The organism is Rhizobium sp. FKY42, from assembly GCF_005222835.1.
In the GTDB taxonomy this organism is placed as follows: domain Bacteria; phylum Pseudomonadota; class Alphaproteobacteria; order Rhizobiales; family Rhizobiaceae; genus Neorhizobium.
Genome location: NZ_STGA01000029.1, coordinates 534,508 through 551,140, shown reverse-complemented (window position 1 = coordinate 551,140; position 16,633 = coordinate 534,508). Strand labels below are relative to the sequence as shown.

Genomic DNA, 16,633 nt, shown 5'->3' with positions numbered 1-16,633 from the left:
ACGACTTCTGTAAAGAGACGCGTTCTGAGATGAATTTTCCCTCGTTGCTGGGGAAAATATGCGCCTGTTTCTCATCTGTGACTGTTTTATGCGTCATTAAGGCATGAAGCGAGGAAAATCCGCGCAATGAACCTTTATTGTGCGCAAATTCAATTGTGACAGAAGAACGAATGCCTCAAACCAGCGTTGCAGCTTTGCAGGTGGAAAACATCCACAAGACCTTCTCGGGCCTTGAGGTGCTGCGTGGCATTTCGCTTGAAGCAAATAGCGGTGATGTTTTGTCCATCATCGGCTCATCCGGTTCCGGCAAGAGCACGCTTCTGCGCTGTATCAACCTGCTGGAAAAGCCGGACCAGGGCCGCATCATCGTGGCAGGCGAGGAACTGAAGCTGAAGCCTGCGCGCCAGGGAGGGCTTGAGCCGGTGGATCGCCGCCAGCTGGAGCGGCTGCGCACCGGGCTCGGCATGGTGTTTCAGAGCTTTAATCTCTGGGCGCATCGCACGGTTCTGGAAAACCTGATCGAAGCCCCGATCCATGTTCAGGGAAAGTCACGCCGCGAAGCCATTGAGAAGGCTGAGGCGCTGCTGGCAAAGGTCGGATTGTCCGATAAGCGCGATGTCTACCCGGCTTTCCTGTCTGGCGGTCAGCAGCAGCGGGCTGCCATTGCGCGGGCTCTGTGCATGGATCCGGCTGTGATGCTGTTTGACGAACCGACTTCCGCGCTCGATCCGGAACTGGTGGGCGAGGTGCTGAAGGTCATCCGCGATCTGGCGGAGGAGGGGCGCACCATGCTTCTCGTGACGCATGAAATGGCCTTTGCCCGCGATGTGTCCAGCCATGTCGTCTTCCTCGATAAAGGCGATATCGCAGAACAGGGGCCGCCGCAACAGATTTTCGATGCCCCGCTGACGGAGCGGGCGCGCGCCTTCACCAGCGGTTTTTCCCGCTGACATCTCAACGCAAAACAAGGATGATTGCCTGATGAAGCCTTTCTCTCTTCTGCTCGCCTCTGCCGCCTTCGTGGCGTCGGCCTTTGCCGCTCACGCTGAAATTCGCTTCGGCATCATGAACGAGGCCTATCCGCCCTTCTTCGCCAAGGATGCGAGCGGCAAGTGGCAAGGCTGGGAAATCGAGCTGATGGATGCCGTTTGCGCCGAGCTGAAGGAGAAATGCTCCATCGTCGAAACATCCTGGGATGGTCTGATCCCGGCGCTGGATGCGAAGAAATTCGATGTCATCTGGTCCTCCATGTCGATCACGGAAGAGCGCCTGAAGACGATCGATTTCACCAACAAGTACTATAACACGCCAAGCAAGCTGATTGGTCCGAAGGACCAGAAGCCCGGCGCGACGGCAGATGCCGTGAAGGGCAAGACCATCGGCATTCAGGTCTCTACCATCCAGACGGAATACTACAACAAGTATTTCGCCAAGCAGGCGGACCAGAAAACCTATCAGACGTTGGACGAAGCCTTCCAGGATCTCGTCAATGGGCGTATCGACTATGTGTTTGGTGACTCGATCGCGCTTGCCGAATTTCTGAAGAGCGAGACAGGCAAGAACTGCTGCGCAGACATGGGCAATGTGGCGGATGATCCGGCCGTTCTGGGTATCGGCGTCGGCGGTGGCCTGCGCAAGAGCGATACGGAGCTGAAGGCGAAGCTGAATGCCGCTCTCGCAAAGATCCGCACCAGCGGCCAGTACGATCAGATCTCCAAGAAATACTTCGACTTCGATATCTACGGCGCGAAGTAAGGAACGTCCCGGATGGCGGCGAGCCAGATGAGTGTTTGGGAACTGCTCTCCCCCTATCCTCCGGGATGGGGCGGGGTGCTGCTGACCGGTGCCCTGTCGACCGTCGCCATCTCGGTCTGCGCCTATGCCATCGGCCTTGCCATTGGCCTTGCGGGTGCGCTCAGCAAGCTTTCCGGCAATCGCCTGTTGGTAGGCGGCTTGAGTGCCTATACGGCCATCATTCGCGCGGTGCCGGAACTCATTCTCATCGTCGGCCTCTACTATGCGGGAACGGATGGACTGAACCGGTTGCTGAGCGCGCTGTCGCTGCCAACGGTAGAGGTCAACGGCTTTGTTGCAGCCGTTTCCGTGCTGGGCTTTGTGCAGGGTGCGTACATGACGGAAGTGCTGCGCGGTGCCATCCTCGCCGTGCCTTCAGGGCAGATCGATGCGGCCAAGGCTTTCGGCTTCTCACCCTTGCTTGCCTTTCGCCGTGTCACACTTCCGGCATTGTTGCCCAATGCGCTGCCGGGCATGGCAAACCTCTGGATGTCCGTCACCAAGGATAGCGCTCTCGTTGCCGTCGTCGGTTACCAGGAACTGGCGCTTGCAACGCGACTGGCAGGGGCAAACACCAAGCAATATTTCCTGTTCTTCCTCGCGGCGGCCTTTCTCTATCTCGCCATCACGCTCGTCTCCAACCTCGTCTTCACCGCACTGGAACGCCGCGTGCGGCGCGGCCAGCCACAGTTGAGTTGAGGAGGATAGGATGCGGTTCGACTGGATTGCGAAATACTGGCCGCTTCTGATCGACGGCGCGATACAGACCATATCGCTGTTGGTGATTTCGGTCTGCGTGGGCTTCGTGCTCGCCATCGGTCTTGCCTTTGCCCAGGTGTCTGGAGGCCTTCTGTCGCGTAATCTCTCGCGCGCCTATTGCACCTTCCTGCGTGGAACACCGCTGCTTATCCAGCTTTGGCTGCTCTATTACGGTGTCGGCTCGCTGCTGCCTTTGGTGCCGGGTCTGAGGCAAAGCTTTCTCTGGCCCATTCTGCGCGAAGGCTTCTTCTTCGCCGCGGTCTCCTTCACGCTGAATTTTGCCGCCTATCAGGCCGTCATCCTGCGGGGCGCGCTTCTCTCGGTGCCCAAAGGCGAGTTGGAAGCAGGCCGCGCTGTTGGCATGAGCCCGTTCACGCTGGTGCGCCGCATCTGGCTGCCGCGCGCCATCCGTATCGCGCTGCCTACCATTGCGGGCGAGGTTGTGTTGCAGCTGAAATCTACGCCGCTCGCCTTCACCGTCACGGTCATGGATCTCTATGCGGTTGCCTACAAGGTCCGGCAGGACACGCTGCTGGTCTACGAGCCGCTGCTCGTGGTGACCCTTTTCTATGTCGCGCTGACGGCCGTGATTGCCCGCAGCTTCAAATTTGTCGAAGCACAAGTGCCGATCCGACGCTGAGCTTCAATCCGAATTCCATGAGGTAATCCTATGACGACGCTCAAAATTCTCGATGGCGGCATGAGCCGGGAACTCCTGCGTCTCGGCGCTGAACTCAAGCAGCCGGAATGGTCGGCGCTGGCGCTGATCAATAGCCCGGATATCGTGCGGCAGGTGCATGAGGAATTCATCGCCGCCGGCGCCGATGTCATCACCACCAATTCCTATGCACTGGTGCCGTTCCACATTGGGGAAGAGCGTTTCGCTTCCGAAGGCCCTCAGCTCATCCGCCTGTCCGGTGAACTGGCGCGACAGGCAGCGGATAAGGCGGGCCGTCCGGTCACAGTTGCAGGTGGTCTTCCGCCGATCTTTGGCTCCTATGAGCCTGAGAATTTTGATCCCTCCCGCGTGCAGGATTATCTCTCGGTGCTTGTGGAAAACCTCGACGCCTATGCGGATGTCTGGCTGGGCGAAACGCTGAGCCTGATCGCCGAGGGAGAGGCGGTGCGTGTCGCAGTGAAGGGTACGGGCAAGCCCTTCTGGATCTCGTTCACGCTGGCCGATGACGAGGCACAGGTGAAGGGCGGAGAACCGAAACTTCGCTCCGGCGAGACGGTGGTCGATGCAGCGCTCTGGGCGGCAGGTTCCGGCGCACAGGCGCTGATGTTCAACTGCGCCAAGCCGGAAGTCATGGAAGCGGCGGTACGCACGGCGTCCGCCATCTTCAAGGAGAAGGGCGTCTCGATCGAAATCGGCGTCTATGCCAACGCCTTTGAGGCCGATGCGGATGAGAGTGCTGCCAACGAAGGCCTGCACGAAACCCGCAAGGACCTGACGGACGATGCCTATTCCCGCTTTGCCTGCAACTGGGCCGATGCGGGCGCCAGCTTCATCGGCGGCTGCTGCGGCATCGGTGCGGCCCACATCCACACGCTGGCCGGTGTTCTGCGGGGAAGGTGAGGGAGGGCTCCAGAGCATGATCCGACTGAATTGAAGCAGGGATCGAAAAGATTATCCCTCACAAACGGAAAGTCAGAGCACCGATCTAATCCATTCAAGTCGGTGCTTTGGGTCTATTTTCCTTTATAACAGGTCCCCAATAATCTCTAATAAAACCATTTGCTGTGACGTCTGCGCCTCCTTCAAACGAAAATGTTAATGCATCAACTGATATGAAGACCCCATAATCTTCCATGTTGAAATAAGTTCCAAGTGTGGTTGAAACCTTGGAGATTGATGAAAATTTTTCAAAGTAACTAGGCGAAAGACCTCTATAGTACATAGAGGCGCTGCAACATTTTGGGTAATCTTTAAGAAAAAGCTCCCCATTGTCCTGATACTTCGCAAGTTCGTTCCGTGCGAACTCTGTTCGCAGTTGCCTCGGCTTCATCAGGTAATTGATCGTCGCAACAATGGCTTCGTGCTTCTTTTCCTCATGCCGGTATGGAGCCGGATGAGCATAGGCATAAACAAGTATTGCGTAATAAGCCGTCGCAAAGGCCGCGAATATCAGGTTTCTGGTTGGGACAGTGTACATTGGGTACATCTACATAAGAGCATTCATTACTTATTGATCCAAGCATGGGCGCAGCGTAGCTCCCGGCGCTGGAGGCACAACTAGAAAATGCAAAATCTGAGTAAATTCAATTTAATAGTATAATATGATTGTGGATCATAATGAGAAAGCCCTCCAATCTCTGTAAGGGTTAAACATTTTTCTGACGCCGTAACACAGCTCTTGAAACCAAAACGGCGGGCACTTGGCCCGCCGCTCGATTGCAGAATGTTACCCTCACGCCATCTGCATGGCGCCGGGGCCGGCGGTGGCGCCGGGCGGCACCTTGCCGAGGATGATCATGCCGAGAACTTCATCCTTGGTCACATCTTCAGTACGCGCATGGCCCACCACGCGGCCGTTCTTCATCACGAACACCCTGTCTGCCAGATCGAACACGTCATGAATGTCGTGGCTGATCAGGAAGATGCCGATGCCTTCGCGCTTCAACTGCGTGATCAGCTCGCCAACTTGCGCCGTTTCCTGCGGTCCAAGTGCTGCCGTCGGCTCGTCCATGATGAGGATACGGGCGTCGAACAGAATGGCGCGGGCGATAGCGACAGACTGGCGTTGACCGCCGGACAATGCCTTCACCGGTTCCTTGAAGCGCTGGAAGTTCGGGTTCAGGCGGCCCATGACTTCGCGCGCCTTGGCTTCCATCGCCACATCGTCCAGCGTGCCCCAGGGCGTGCGAAGCTCGCGGCCGAGATAGAGGTTGGCGGCGGCATCGACGTTGTCGGCAACGGCGAGCGTCTGGTAGATGGTCTCGATGCCGTATTTCTTGGCATCGCGTGGATTGTTGATGTCCGCCGCTTCGCCATTGATGAGGATCTCGCCGGAATCACGCCGATAGGCGCCGGAGAGGATCTTGATGAGGGTGGATTTGCCCGCACCGTTGTGGCCGAGAAGAGCCACGACTTCGCCGGGGAAGAGATCCACCGAAGCGCCATCGACCGCGTGAATGCCGCCGAAGGAGATGGAAACGTTGCGCATTTCCACCAGAGGTGTTTTGTTTTGCGTCATTTTTCCTGCTCCTTCTAGCGGGCTCTTGCGCGATAGATGGTGTCAAGCCAGACCGCCAGCACCAGCACCATGCCGATCACGATGCTCTGCAAGGGCGCATCCATGCCGAGCAGAACCATGCCGGAATTCAGCGATTGCATGACCAGCGCGCCGAGAACCGCACCGGCAATGGTGCCCACGCCACCGGCCAGCGAGGTGCCGCCGATAACGGCCGCGGCAATGGTGTAAAGCTCGTCCAGCGTGCCTTGCGCATTGGTAGCGGCGTTGAGGCGTGCGGTGGAAATGGCGGCTGCGATGGCGCAGAGCGCTCCCATCAGGGCAAACAGGCGAACGGTTACCCAGCGGGTCTTGATACCGGCCAGTTCTGCTGCTTCCGGGTTGCCACCGATAGCGAAGACGTAGCGGCCAAAGCGCGTGCGGTTCGTCAGGAAGTTCATGCCGATGGCAATGCTGAGCGCAATGAGAACAGGAATGGCGATGCCGAGCGGAATATCGAGGCCATTTTCCGGCCAGGCAATGCCATGCTCTTCCGCATAGCGCCGCGCCAGATTGACCGGCATGTAATAGCTGTTGAGCACTTTCACCGCGCCGAGAACGATGCCGCAGCTGGCTATACCGACAAAGAATTCGGCCCAGATTGGCTTCAGCGGAAAGCCGAAGCGCTTGCGTTGTTTGCGCGAATGCAGGATGGACAACACGATGAAAACACAGGCGATGACGCCGACGATCCAGCTGGCCGTCGCACCGATGGAGCCATCTGCACCGCCGCCCATCAGGCGAAATTTCGTGTCCATGGGTGCAACGGTCGCGCCGCTCGTCACCATCCATGCCGCCCCACGCCAGACCAGCAGACCGCCGAGTGTGACGATAAAGGAAGGGACGTTGAGGAAGGCGATGATAGCACCCTGAAAGGCACCGATGGCCGCACCGAGAGCGATGCCGATGCTCAGCGCCAGAATCCATGTCAGCGGATGATCATAGCCCAGCCATACGGGCAGAAACTTTGTTTGCGTGACAGCCATGATCATGCCGACGAAGCCAAGGATCGAGCCGACAGAGAGGTCGATGTTGCGCGTCACAATGACCAGCACCATGCCCGTTGCCATGACGGAAACGGAGGCTGCCTGAACCGAAAGGTTCCAGAGGTTGCGCGATGTCAGGAACAGGCCGTCCGACAGAACGTGGAAACCCAGCCAGATCAGCAGCATCGCCACGACCATGCCCAGAAGGCGCGTGTCGATTTCCGTGGCCTGGAAGAAGCGCTTGAGCGGGTTGCCGGGTGCCGCGCGAGCGCCACTGGCGGGTTTGATGGCGACCGGAATGGTTTGATCCGTCATAAGCCTTGAACTCCCTCTTCTTGTCGGCAAGCCTCCGCGAGCGAAGGACGCCGCAGTTGTGCTGCGACGTCCCTTGCGGAACTTTTGTTGCCGATGATCGACTTCTAAAGTCCGAGCTTAGCTGCAGACCTTCACGGAACCGGCCTTTACACCCTGGCAAAGCTCCTTCTTGGAGATCCAGCCAGCATCGAGAACGATGTTCAGGTTGTCCTTGGTGATGGCGATCGGTGTCAGGAATACGGAGTTCATTTCAACGCCCTTGGCGCCGCCCTTGAACTTCTGCGTGCCCGGAAGAGCTTCCATCTTGGTGCCCTTTGCGAGAGCAACAGCCACTTCGCCGGCCTTCTTGCCGAGCTCGCGGCTGTCCTTCCAGACGGAGACAGTCTGCGTGCCGAGCGCGATGCGGTTCAGAGCAGCCTTGTCGCCATCCTGACCGGAGACCGGAACGGAACCGGCAAGACCCTGCGCTTCGAGAGCGGCCACAACGCCACCGGCCATACCGTCGTTCGAGGAAACGACTGCATCGACCTTGTTGCTGTTCTTGGTCAGGAACTGCTCCATGTTCTTCTGGGCAATTTCCGGCTTCCAGCCATCGGTATAGGCTTCACCGACATTCTTCACCTTGCCGGAAGCAATAGCTTCCTTCAGCACTTCCTGCTGACCGGAGAAGACGAAATCTGCGTTCGGGTCGGTGGAGCCGCCCTTGATGAACACGTAATTGCCCTGTGGCTTGACCTTGAAGACTTCCTTTGCCTGCAGACGACCGACTTCCTTGTTGTCGAAGGTGATGTAGTAGGTCTTCGGGTTTTCGATCAGGCGGTCATAGCCAATGACCGGAATACCTTCGTTGGTTGCCTTTTCAATGGCCGGGCCGATGGCGGACGAATCCTGTGCCAGCACGATAAGGGCGTTGGCGCCCTGCGAGATCAGGCTTTCGATGTCGGTCAGCTGCTTTGCGGCAGATGTCTGGGCGTCAGCAGAAATATACTTCGCGCCAGCGGCCTCGAGCGCCTTCTTGATCGCTGCTTCGTCAGTCTTCCAACGCTCTTCCTGGAAGTTGGACCAGGATACGCCAACCACGAGATCCTTGGCGAAAGCCGGAGCGTGTACGGCGGTGATGACAGCCGCAGCGGCCATCAGCTTGAGAACTGATTTCATTAAAACCTCCCGAGTGAATACGCGGCAGCGCCCGGACCTTTCAGGCCCGTTCCTCCCCCGCCCGAATACCGTCGACAATCCCTGCTCCCATGCTGGAAATTGTTTTTCTCGACAGTCGAGAAAATATCTGGCAGATGGAGTGCAGGGTGTCAACAGCCCTTTTTGAGTAGTTGAGTGCGAAATCATGTGGATGAAAGCCACGCCATCCATAGATCTGCCATCGGGCCAGCGTTCGTTGGCTGCCAAGCCAGGAACCGAGCTTCTGCGCCGCCAGAACATGCTGGCCGTGCTTGGCGTACTGCGGCTAAAGGGCGCGCTTTCCCATACGGAGCTTTCGGAACTTACGGGTTTGGCTTCGGCCACCGTGACGGCAGTGACGGTCGATCTGGAGAAGACAGGTGCCATCGAACGGCAGGAGCAGAGCGCGCCCAGTGGGCGAGGGCGGCCCCGTGTCTTGTTTGAGCGGGCTGCCGGATTTGCCTATGCGGTTTCGGTACAGATTTCCTCAGATGCCCTGCATTATGCGCTTTCCGATTACCGCGGCAAACTGATCGACCGGTTCAGCACGGTCCGGGATGTCAACGTCGCAAGGGCCGGTCCGCTTCTACAAGATATCGCCGCATCGCTTGCGAGGCTTCTGGGACGCTCAAAGCTTTCGCCAGAGGCTTTCAGCCAGCTCTCATTGAGCAGCAAGGGCATCGTGGAGTCGGAGATCGGCAGGCTCGTCTGGTCGCCTGTCCTGGGCCGGGAAGAGGTGGATTTTTCCGTGCTGGCCGATGCCTATCCCAATTGTCATCTGTCGCTCAGCAATGAAACCCTGCTTGTGGTTCAGGCCTTGGCACGGCGTCAATCGTCAAGATCGGAAATGCCACCGAACGGGCTTGTTGCCCTGTCGCTCGGCCACAGCATCGGCCTGGGTATTGCGCGCATGGAGGCAGGCGAAATCATGACGACCGCTCCGAATTTCGGGCATATGCTGAACGCTCCAGATAACCGGCTCTGTCGTTGCGGCGCCTATGGCTGTATCGAGGCATCGGCCGGCTTTTACGGCATCCTGCGCCTGGCCTTCCAGGTGCCGCCAAATACGATTCCCGCCAAGTTCGTTCCGCTTGCGGAAATGGAAAAGATTGCCCAGTCGGCCCGTCAAGGCAATCGCATGGCGCAATATGCCTTTCGTCAGGCAGGCTTGGCGCTGGGGCAGGGGCTGTCGCGCGTGCTTAGTCTTGCGGGCGACATGCCGGTTGCCATCACCGGCCCCGGCAACCGCTTCTACGATCTCCTGACGGGCGGTGTCGAGGAAGGGTTGTCACAGTCGTTGCATGTGAGGCTGAACGGTCAGCCAGCGATATCGCTGGTGCAGGACGAACAGACATTGGTGTTCGAGGGTCATGTCGACAGGGCCCTGAACGCCATCGACCATCGTGTCACGCAGGTCAGGTGACGCCGATCAATTCGTTTCGCCGGGCGTGAAGCCGATCATGTAAATCGCGGCCAAAACAAGGGCCACGAAAAATATGGTCAAAACAAAGCTGATCATGCCCTTGCGGGCGCGGGGTCCGGTATCTCTTGCCATGGCCCGAGAACGGCGGGAGCCTTCTTCGGGTTCCCTCGCGGTCTGCGATTATTCCCCGTCGAGAGGCTCCACACCCTGCGGCTTGCCTGCACGATCGAGACGGATTTTTTCGATCCGGTTCTCCGCCGCATTGAGAAGCGTCTCGCAATGCTTCTTCAGGGCTTCGCCGCGCTCGTATATCGCGATCGACTCGTCGAGTGCCACGTCGCCACGTTCCAGCCGGGTTACAATGCCCTCCAGCTCTGCAACTGCCTTTTCGAAGCTCAGGCTGCCCACATCCTGATTTGCTGCGCTGTCGCTCATCCTCAACCCTTCATCAGTCTGCAAATGTGAAGTCCGGCGGATTCTGCCAGCCCTTCAAGATCATAGCCGCCTTCCAGCAGGCTCACGAGGCGGTTGCCCGCATAGCGTCCGGCAACTTCCATCAAGCGCCCCGTCGCCCAATCGAAATCATCGCCCACCAGATTGATCTGCGCCAGCGGATCGCGGTGATGCGCGTCGAAACCGGCAGATATCAACAGGAAATCCGGACGGAAATTGTGTAGGGCAGGCAACACGCGGGTCGAAAACGCCTCGCGGAAATGATCGCCCGCCGCATGCGGCTCCAGCGGTGCGTTGATGATATTGTTGTGCGCACCGGTTTCGCTGAGTTCTCCGCTCCAGGGGTAAAGCGGCATCTGGTGGGTGGAACAGAACAGCACGTTCGGATCGTCCCAGAAAATGTCCTGTGTGCCGTTCCCGTGGTGAACGTCCCAGTCCACGATCGCAACGCGCTCCACACCATAGGTCTTTTGCGCATGGCGTGCAGCAATGGCGACATTGTTGAACAGGCAAAAGCCCATGGCCTTGGATTTTTCTGCATGATGGCCGGGAGGGCGGGAGGCAACGAATACATTGTCGACCTTGCCGTTGAACACGTCATCCACCGCAGCAATCGCGCCGCCAATGCCGGTCAGTGCGGCCTGCAGGCTTTTCTGGCTGACATGGGTATCCGCCTCGATCTGGCGGATGCGGCCTTCCTCTTCGGGAATCTCGCGCATGACTGAGTAAAGATGCTCTTCCGGATGCGCCAACAGAACGAAATCTTCGTTGGCTTGCGGTGCCTGAACACGCTCCAGACGCTCGAAATTCGGGTGCTCCAGCGCCAGTGCCAGAGAGCGCAGCCGGTCGGCGCGTTCAGGATGGCCTTCAGGCGTATTGTGTTCGAGGAAAATCTTGTTTTCGTACAGGCGGGTCGTCATGCACTCGGCCTCCTGCCGCTTCAACCAAAAAGGCGGGCGTCACCGAAATGGCTCATATGTGATGAGATTTCAAGCCGTCTGCTCTGACCACCCACCGCTTCCTGCTTGTGGGCAGGGCATCCGTGCTCTTTAATGGCATTAAAGGGGTGGAAGGCCGGGCAACCGGTTGAGGGGCAGAATGACGGCTAAACAGATCAATAACCGGCAGGCCTTCGAGGTGCCGTTTCGTGATGTCGGTATGCGCGGCGAAATGTTCAGCGCAGCCTATATCATTCATGCGGAAGAGGCGCTCGCCCGCTTCTGGGACCAGCGTGAGCCGCTGGACACCGATCCGGCCTTCTATGTCTCAAAGGTCAGCTGCAATCTTCTGCGGGCAGTGCGCTTTGGCGATCGCATTGAAACGACGGTACGCGTCAGCAAGATCGGCGGTCGCTCAGCGGGCTTTTCCGTCCTGATGCACCGCGGCACCGAGCCGGTGGCGGAGGCCGAAATCATCTGGAGCGCCTGCGACCGGCAAAGCGGCGCACCGGCACCGCTTTCCGAAGAGCTGCGTGATTGGCTGTATCGCTTCCTCGATTGAGGAAACTCAGGCCCGCTGTGGCAGGAGCGGGTAACCGACCATGACGGCGCGCGCCGCCAGCGATGCGATCACAGCCTTCAGGATGTCGCCGGGCAGGAAGACGACCGAGCCGGTGACGACCTTGTCGAATGGCGTGCCGGTAATGAAGCTCAGCCAGGGCATGCCGATGGCATAGACGACCACGATTCCGCCCACGACGCCCGCAATCAGGAAACCCGCCATCTGGCGAAGCGCAGGCTGGCTCTCGCTGACGAGACGCTGGGCGAGAAGGCCAGTGACGAAGGTGCCGACAATCCAGCCGAAGATGTAGCCTGCCGTCGGCCCCATGAGGACGGCAAGTCCGCCGCGACCGCCGGACAGGACCGGCAGACCGACCGCCACCAGCACGACCAGCAGAACATAGGCCAGAGCGCCGCGCGTGGCACCGATGATGCAGCCCGCCAGCATGACACCCATGGACTGCGCGGTGATCGGTACCGGCAGAAAGGCCAGCGGAACCGGCGGAATGAGGCCAAGAACAACTATGATGGCTGTAAACAGCGCCGCAAGCACGAGATCTCTGGTGGACATGAAAACTCCTGTCGAGGCGGAGCGCCTCTTTAAAGAAAGATTAATGGCGGCTTTTCTGGCCTCGAATGCCGCGCGCGTCAATCGCATCAGCAATGCTATCCGCATCCTTCAGCGTTGAAATGATCAGCGGACCGAGCAGACGATGCAATTTGACCGGGATTCCACGCGCCTGATGCGCATCCCTCAAGGCGCGATAGCGCTCATGAATTTCCGGCACGAAACGCAAGACGAGACCGAGCGCCAATCCCAGATCCGCAGCGCGCAACAGGCCCATTTTCTCCAGCGGCATGGCGGCGCGCGTCAGGCAATCGATAAAGGCTGACAGGGATGTGCTGGCCGTCACCGCGCTGGCAAAAAACAGGATGGCAGGCAGGCGAAGAAGAATGACCAGACCGTCGCGCGGTGACAGGAGCACCATGTTGACAAGCGCAAGAAAGGCAATAGTCAAGAGCACCGGCTTGGTTCTCTGCCACAGCATCCTTTCCTTCATGCCGATACTGCGCGCAACAATCAGCGATGCAAAGAGTGCGCCTGCCAGCACCGGTAGGTTGTCGATCAGTGTGAGCGCGAGACTGATTACGAACAGCGCGAAAAGCTTCCAGCCGGTTCCCATCCGGTGAAGCCAGCTTGCGCCCTCGATGTGCAGGCTGTTCAGCATCCGGCCAGCTCGCGATAGAAGCGGAGGGCCTCATGCCCCCAGCCATCAAAGGCAAGCCGTCCCTCATGGAATACCAGCACGCGCTCGAAGCCGGCGACCAGATCCAGATCGTGGGAAACAATAACGGCCTGTTCCGGCAGGTTGGCAATTGTGTCCTTGACGATGGCCCGATTGCGCAGATCCAGTTGATTGGTCGGCTCGTCGAACAGAATAAGATCCGGTTCCGTCACCGTTACGGCGGCCAGCGCCGCGAGCTGCAATTGCCCGCCGGACAACTCGTGTGGTCTGCGTCTGGCCAGATCCTCGATGCCGAACCGGTTGAGCGCAGCCGAAACGCGCTGCGTCAGGTCAGCCCCATCTACGCCCCGGCTTTTCAGGCCCAGCGCAATGTCATCCTCGATGATTGGCAGAATGATCTGGTTGCCGGGGTTTTGAAAAATGAACCCTGTGCGCCCTTCAAGTGCCTTTGCCTGCTCGACCGTATCCAGTCCATCCAGCAGAACCCTGCCAGCGGTTGGCCTTGCCAGACCCGCAATGAGCCGCGCAAAGCTCGTTTTGCCGGACCCGTTGAGGCCGATCACGCCAATCCGGTGTTCGCTCAGCTCAAGCGAAAGCGTATGAAGCGCCACCCGTTCTCCAAAGCTCAAACCCACGTTTTCAAGTTGAATGCGCAACCGTGAAGGCCTCTATCCGTTTCCGCAGTCTCTATAACCTCCAGCATCGATCAGGGGAATGCCTGTCTGAAGGCGGAAAAATCTGCAAGCCGCATTGAACAAAACAAGAACAGGCGCTAGCGTGCGGTTTATGACGATTCTGATCGAAAACGAGCGTGCACGGCGAATGTTTCTGGAACGGCAGGGCCTTGCCGCAGCGCCAAACCGTGCGCTTGGGCCCAAGGGCCTGCAGGAATTGATCGAGACAATCGGTTTTGTTCAGGTCGATAGCGTCCAGACGGTGGAGCGCGCGCATCACCAGATCCTTTTCTCCCGCAACCAGACCTATCGGCGAGAGGATCTGGCGCACCTGCTGGAGAAAGAAAGAAGCCTGTTCGAGCACTGGACGCATGATGCTTCGGTCATTCCATCCGCCTTCTTTCCCTATTGGAAGCATCGCTTTGTCCGCCGCGAGGCGAAGATCATGGAGAACTGGGCCAAGTGGCAGGGAGAGGGGTTCGATCGCGCTTTCGAGGAAACCTATCAGCGCATACGCACGCTGGGAGCCACGATGTCGCGGGATGTGAAGGCGCAGGATCATAAAGCTGGTGGCTGGTGGAACTGGCATCCATCGAAAACCGCGCTCGAATTTTTGTGGCATACGGGCAAGCTCGCCATCGCGCGGCGGGAGAACTTCCAGAAGGTCTATGATCTGGCCGAGCGCGTAATCCCGCCTCATCATTATGAGCCAGAGGTAAGCCACGATGAATTTGTGGATTGGGCCTGTCGCTCGGCGCTTTCCCGGCTTGGTTTTGCGACACATGGAGAGATCGCCGCCTTCTGGGCGCTGGTTTCCCCGCAGGAGGCGAAAATCTGGGTGGATAGCCACCGCGAGGAATTGCAAGCCGTATCGATCAGCAGCGTCGATGGTTCCCCACGCCCATCCTTCGCGCTGAAGGAACAGCTATCCTCGCTGCTTGAGCCGCCGGCACCGCCGCAGCGCATCCGCGTCCTGTCACCGTTCGATCCACTGCTGCGGGACCGGAACCGTGCCGAGAGACTGTTCGGTTTCTTCTATCGCATCGAGATATTCGTGCCCGAACCCAAGCGGCAATACGGCTACTATGTCTTCCCCTTGCTGGAGGGGGACCGCATGATTGGTCGCATAGATATGAAGGCGGATCGAAAGACAAGCGTTCTTGGCGTCAAGCGTTTGTGGCTGGAGCCGGGCGTCAAACCGTCCACCGGACGACTGGAGCGCCTGAACGCAGAGCTTGTACGGCTTGCTCGTTTTACCGGAGTGGAACGCGTGGAGTATGCCGATCGCTGGTTGGCCAATGATTGAGGGAAGGACTGATATGAATGGCTATAGCGTGGAACTGCGCACTCCCGAACTTGCCGATTACATGCGGCTGCGGAAGATTTCGGGCCTGACGCCATTTTCCGAAGAGGCTTCACGCATCGGCCTGAAGGGCACGATTTTCGGCGTCTCTGTTTGCCACGGCAAGGACGTTATCGGCATGGGCCGCATCATCGGTGATGGCGGCTGCTTTTTTCAGATCACCGATATTGCCGTCGACCCCGCCCATCAGGGGCAGGGCTTAGGCAAGAAGATCATGGGTGCGTTGACCGATTACATCCGGGAGAACCTGCCGGAAACGGCCTATGTCAGCCTGATTGCCGATGTACCCGCAAACCGCCTGTACGAGCAATATGGCTTCAGTGAAACCGCGCCGCGCTCGCTCGGCATGTCGATGATCGTTGGACGGTAACCGCAGTGAAATAATTAGTCGCGCTGCTTGCCCGTCTGGCCGCGATCACGCAGGAAGTGGTCTGCAATCGCGCAGGCCACCATGGCTTCACCAATAGGGGCGGCGCGAATGCCCACGCAAGGGTCGTGACGGCCCTTGGTGCGCACATCCACGTTGTTGCCATCGGCGTCGATAGACTGGCGCTCCGTCAGAATCGAGGAAGTCGGCTTTACGGCGAAGCGGGCAATAATGGGCTGGCCGGTGGAAATGCCGCCCAGAATACCGCCTGCATGGTTGGAGAGGAAAAGCGGCTTGCCATCATTGCCCATGCGCATTTCGTCGGCATTTTCCTCGCCGCTCAATTCGGCAGAGGCAAAGCCTTCGCCGATCTCGACACCCTTCACCGCATTGATCGACATCAGCAGCGAGGCGATATCCTGATCGAGCTTCGAATAGAGAGGCGCGCCAAGACCGGCCGGCACATTTTCGGCCACCACTTCGATGACCGCACCGATGGAGGAACCGGATTTGCGGATGCCATCGAGATACTCTTCCCACACGGGCACCATGGCAGCGTCCGGGCAGAAGAACGGGTTCTGATCGACCTGCGACCAGTCCCAGTTGTCACGATTGATCTTGTGCTTGCCGATCTGGGTCAGCACCCCGCGGATGGTCGCGCCGGGAATGATCTTGCGGGCGAGCGCACCCGCTGCCACACGTGCTGCGGTTTCGCGGGCAGATGAGCGACCGCCGCCGCGATAGTCGCGAATGCCGTATTTCACGTCATAGGCAAAGTCGGCATGGCCAGGGCGATAGCGGCGGGCGATATCGCCATAATCCTTTGAACGCTGATCGGTGTTTTCGATCAGCATGGAGATCGGCGTGCCCGTCGTGGTCATTGTCAACCCGTCCTCGGCGATCATGACACCCGAGAGCACCTTCACGATATCGTCTTCGCGGCGCTGCGTCACGAAACGGGATTGGCCGGGTTTGCGCTTGTCGAGATAGATTTGCAGATCATCGAGCGTGAAGGTGATGCCGGGAGGGCAGCCGTCCACCACACAGCCAAGCGCGGGACCATGGCTTTCACCCCAGGTTGTAACGCGGAAGAGATGACCAAATGTGTTGTGCGACATGAGACCCGACCATTCGGCGGCGAAGAGCCGCTCCCTTTGAAATCGGGTTTGTCATAGTTGAAAAGACCTGCACGAGGAAAGCCCTTTTATCGGGCAATCCGTTCGCCGGTCCTACAGCGCGGCGCGTTCGATTGAACGCGCGAACGACGCTGTAAGACTTTAAATTGATGCATGTTCGTTCCGCTCAACCGAATTCGGTTGAGCGCGACATGCATTAGACCTGTCT

At 58.6% G+C, this 16,633-nt stretch carries 19 protein-coding genes; 9 read left to right on the top strand and 10 right to left on the bottom strand.

The features are described from left to right. Positions 1 to 170 precede the first annotated feature (170 nt). The 5 genes from E8M78_RS13525 to E8M78_RS13505 are packed head-to-tail and all read left to right on the top strand — an operon-like array spanning position 171 to position 4,132. Positions 171 to 950, top strand: coding sequence for an ABC transporter ATP-binding protein (locus tag E8M78_RS13525; RefSeq protein WP_137135520.1), 780 nt, complete (start codon positions 171 to 173; stop codon positions 948 to 950). A 31-nt stretch (positions 951 to 981) separates the two neighbouring features. After that, positions 982 to 1,755: a transporter substrate-binding domain-containing protein gene (locus tag E8M78_RS13520; protein WP_137135519.1), complete on the top strand. Its 774-nt coding sequence runs from the start codon at positions 982 to 984 to the stop codon at positions 1,753 to 1,755. Positions 1,756 to 1,767: 12 nt separating this feature from the next. Continuing rightward, positions 1,768 to 2,493 (top strand): ABC transporter permease subunit, encoded by a 726-nt coding sequence (locus tag E8M78_RS13515; RefSeq protein ID WP_137135518.1) that lies wholly within the window; start codon positions 1,768 to 1,770, stop codon positions 2,491 to 2,493. Positions 2,494 to 2,503: 10 nt separating this feature from the next. Next, positions 2,504 to 3,193 carry an ABC transporter permease gene (locus tag E8M78_RS13510; protein WP_137135517.1) on the top strand — a complete coding sequence of 230 codons (690 nt, stop codon included), beginning with the start codon at positions 2,504 to 2,506 and terminating at the stop codon, positions 3,191 to 3,193. A gap of 30 nt (positions 3,194 to 3,223) precedes the next feature. Beyond that, the gene (locus tag E8M78_RS13505) at positions 3,224 to 4,132 is read left to right on the top strand and encodes a homocysteine S-methyltransferase family protein (RefSeq protein ID WP_137135516.1); all 909 of its coding nucleotides are present in this window, start codon (positions 3,224 to 3,226) and stop codon (positions 4,130 to 4,132) included. A gap of 94 nt (positions 4,133 to 4,226) precedes the next feature. Here E8M78_RS13505 and E8M78_RS13500 read toward each other — a convergent pair whose 3' ends face one another. The 4 genes from E8M78_RS13500 to xylF all read right to left on the bottom strand — a co-directional run bounded on the left by E8M78_RS13500 (position 4,227) and on the right by xylF (position 8,245). Beyond that, positions 4,227 to 4,709, bottom strand: a complete 483-nt coding sequence (locus E8M78_RS13500) for a hypothetical protein (protein WP_137135515.1) — start codon at positions 4,707 to 4,709, stop codon at positions 4,227 to 4,229. A 255-nt stretch (positions 4,710 to 4,964) separates the two neighbouring features. Then, entirely contained in the window at positions 4,965 to 5,750 is a 786-nt protein-coding gene (locus tag E8M78_RS13495) for an ATP-binding cassette domain-containing protein (RefSeq protein WP_137135514.1), read from the bottom strand. Between the two features lie 14 nt (positions 5,751 to 5,764). Next, positions 5,765 to 7,087, bottom strand: coding sequence for a sugar ABC transporter permease (locus E8M78_RS13490; RefSeq protein WP_137135513.1), 1,323 nt, complete (start codon positions 7,085 to 7,087; stop codon positions 5,765 to 5,767). Positions 7,088 to 7,204: 117 nt separating this feature from the next. Further along, positions 7,205 to 8,245: a D-xylose ABC transporter substrate-binding protein gene (gene xylF, locus E8M78_RS13485; protein WP_137135512.1), complete on the bottom strand. Its 1,041-nt coding sequence runs from the start codon at positions 8,243 to 8,245 to the stop codon at positions 7,205 to 7,207. A 277-nt stretch (positions 8,246 to 8,522) separates the two neighbouring features. Between xylF and E8M78_RS13480 the strand changes: the two genes are divergently transcribed. Then, on the top strand, positions 8,523 to 9,686 hold the full coding sequence (locus tag E8M78_RS13480) for an ROK family protein (protein WP_246658336.1): 1,164 nt from the start codon (positions 8,523 to 8,525) through the stop codon (positions 9,684 to 9,686). A gap of 180 nt (positions 9,687 to 9,866) precedes the next feature. Here E8M78_RS13480 and E8M78_RS13475 read toward each other — a convergent pair whose 3' ends face one another. Together E8M78_RS13475 and E8M78_RS13470 are read right to left on the bottom strand one after the other, a co-directional pair. Then, positions 9,867 to 10,121 carry an exodeoxyribonuclease VII small subunit gene (locus E8M78_RS13475; protein ID WP_137135510.1) on the bottom strand — a complete coding sequence of 85 codons (255 nt, stop codon included), beginning with the start codon at positions 10,119 to 10,121 and terminating at the stop codon, positions 9,867 to 9,869. 2 nt (positions 10,122 to 10,123) lie between these two features. Beyond that, positions 10,124 to 11,059, bottom strand: coding sequence for a histone deacetylase family protein (locus E8M78_RS13470; RefSeq protein ID WP_137135509.1), 936 nt, complete (start codon positions 11,057 to 11,059; stop codon positions 10,124 to 10,126). Positions 11,060 to 11,237: 178 nt separating this feature from the next. On the opposite strand from E8M78_RS13470, the gene E8M78_RS13465 reads away from it, so the two are divergent. Next, on the top strand, positions 11,238 to 11,639 hold the full coding sequence (locus E8M78_RS13465; protein WP_137135508.1) for a thioesterase family protein: 402 nt from the start codon (positions 11,238 to 11,240) through the stop codon (positions 11,637 to 11,639). Positions 11,640 to 11,645: 6 nt separating this feature from the next. On the opposite strand, the gene E8M78_RS13460 is transcribed toward E8M78_RS13465, so the two are convergent. Genes E8M78_RS13460 through E8M78_RS13450 form a run of 3 tightly spaced genes read right to left on the bottom strand, consistent with a single transcriptional unit; the run spans position 11,646 to position 13,496 of the window. Continuing rightward, complete coding sequence (locus E8M78_RS13460) at positions 11,646 to 12,209, bottom strand: biotin transporter BioY (RefSeq protein WP_062553033.1); 564 nt, start codon at positions 12,207 to 12,209, stop codon at positions 11,646 to 11,648. A gap of 40 nt (positions 12,210 to 12,249) precedes the next feature. Continuing rightward, the gene (locus E8M78_RS13455) at positions 12,250 to 12,867 is read right to left on the bottom strand and encodes an energy-coupling factor transporter transmembrane protein EcfT (protein ID WP_137135507.1); all 618 of its coding nucleotides are present in this window, start codon (positions 12,865 to 12,867) and stop codon (positions 12,250 to 12,252) included. Next, positions 12,861 to 13,496, bottom strand: a complete 636-nt coding sequence (locus tag E8M78_RS13450) for an ABC transporter ATP-binding protein (RefSeq protein ID WP_246658319.1) — start codon at positions 13,494 to 13,496, stop codon at positions 12,861 to 12,863. Before E8M78_RS13450 ends, E8M78_RS13455 begins: the two co-directional genes overlap by 7 nt. 175 nt (positions 13,497 to 13,671) lie before the next feature. Between E8M78_RS13450 and E8M78_RS13445 the strand changes: the two genes are divergently transcribed. After that, positions 13,672 to 14,865, top strand: a complete 1,194-nt coding sequence (locus tag E8M78_RS13445; RefSeq protein ID WP_137135505.1) for a winged helix-turn-helix domain-containing protein — start codon at positions 13,672 to 13,674, stop codon at positions 14,863 to 14,865. Between the two features lie 13 nt (positions 14,866 to 14,878). After that, entirely contained in the window at positions 14,879 to 15,292 is a 414-nt protein-coding gene (locus E8M78_RS13440) for a GNAT family N-acetyltransferase (protein ID WP_246658318.1), read from the top strand. A 14-nt stretch (positions 15,293 to 15,306) separates the two neighbouring features. On the opposite strand, the gene aroC is transcribed toward E8M78_RS13440, so the two are convergent. Next, entirely contained in the window at positions 15,307 to 16,407 is a 1,101-nt protein-coding gene (aroC, locus tag E8M78_RS13435; protein WP_137135504.1) for a chorismate synthase, read from the bottom strand. Between the last annotated feature and the right edge of the window lie 226 nt (positions 16,408 to 16,633).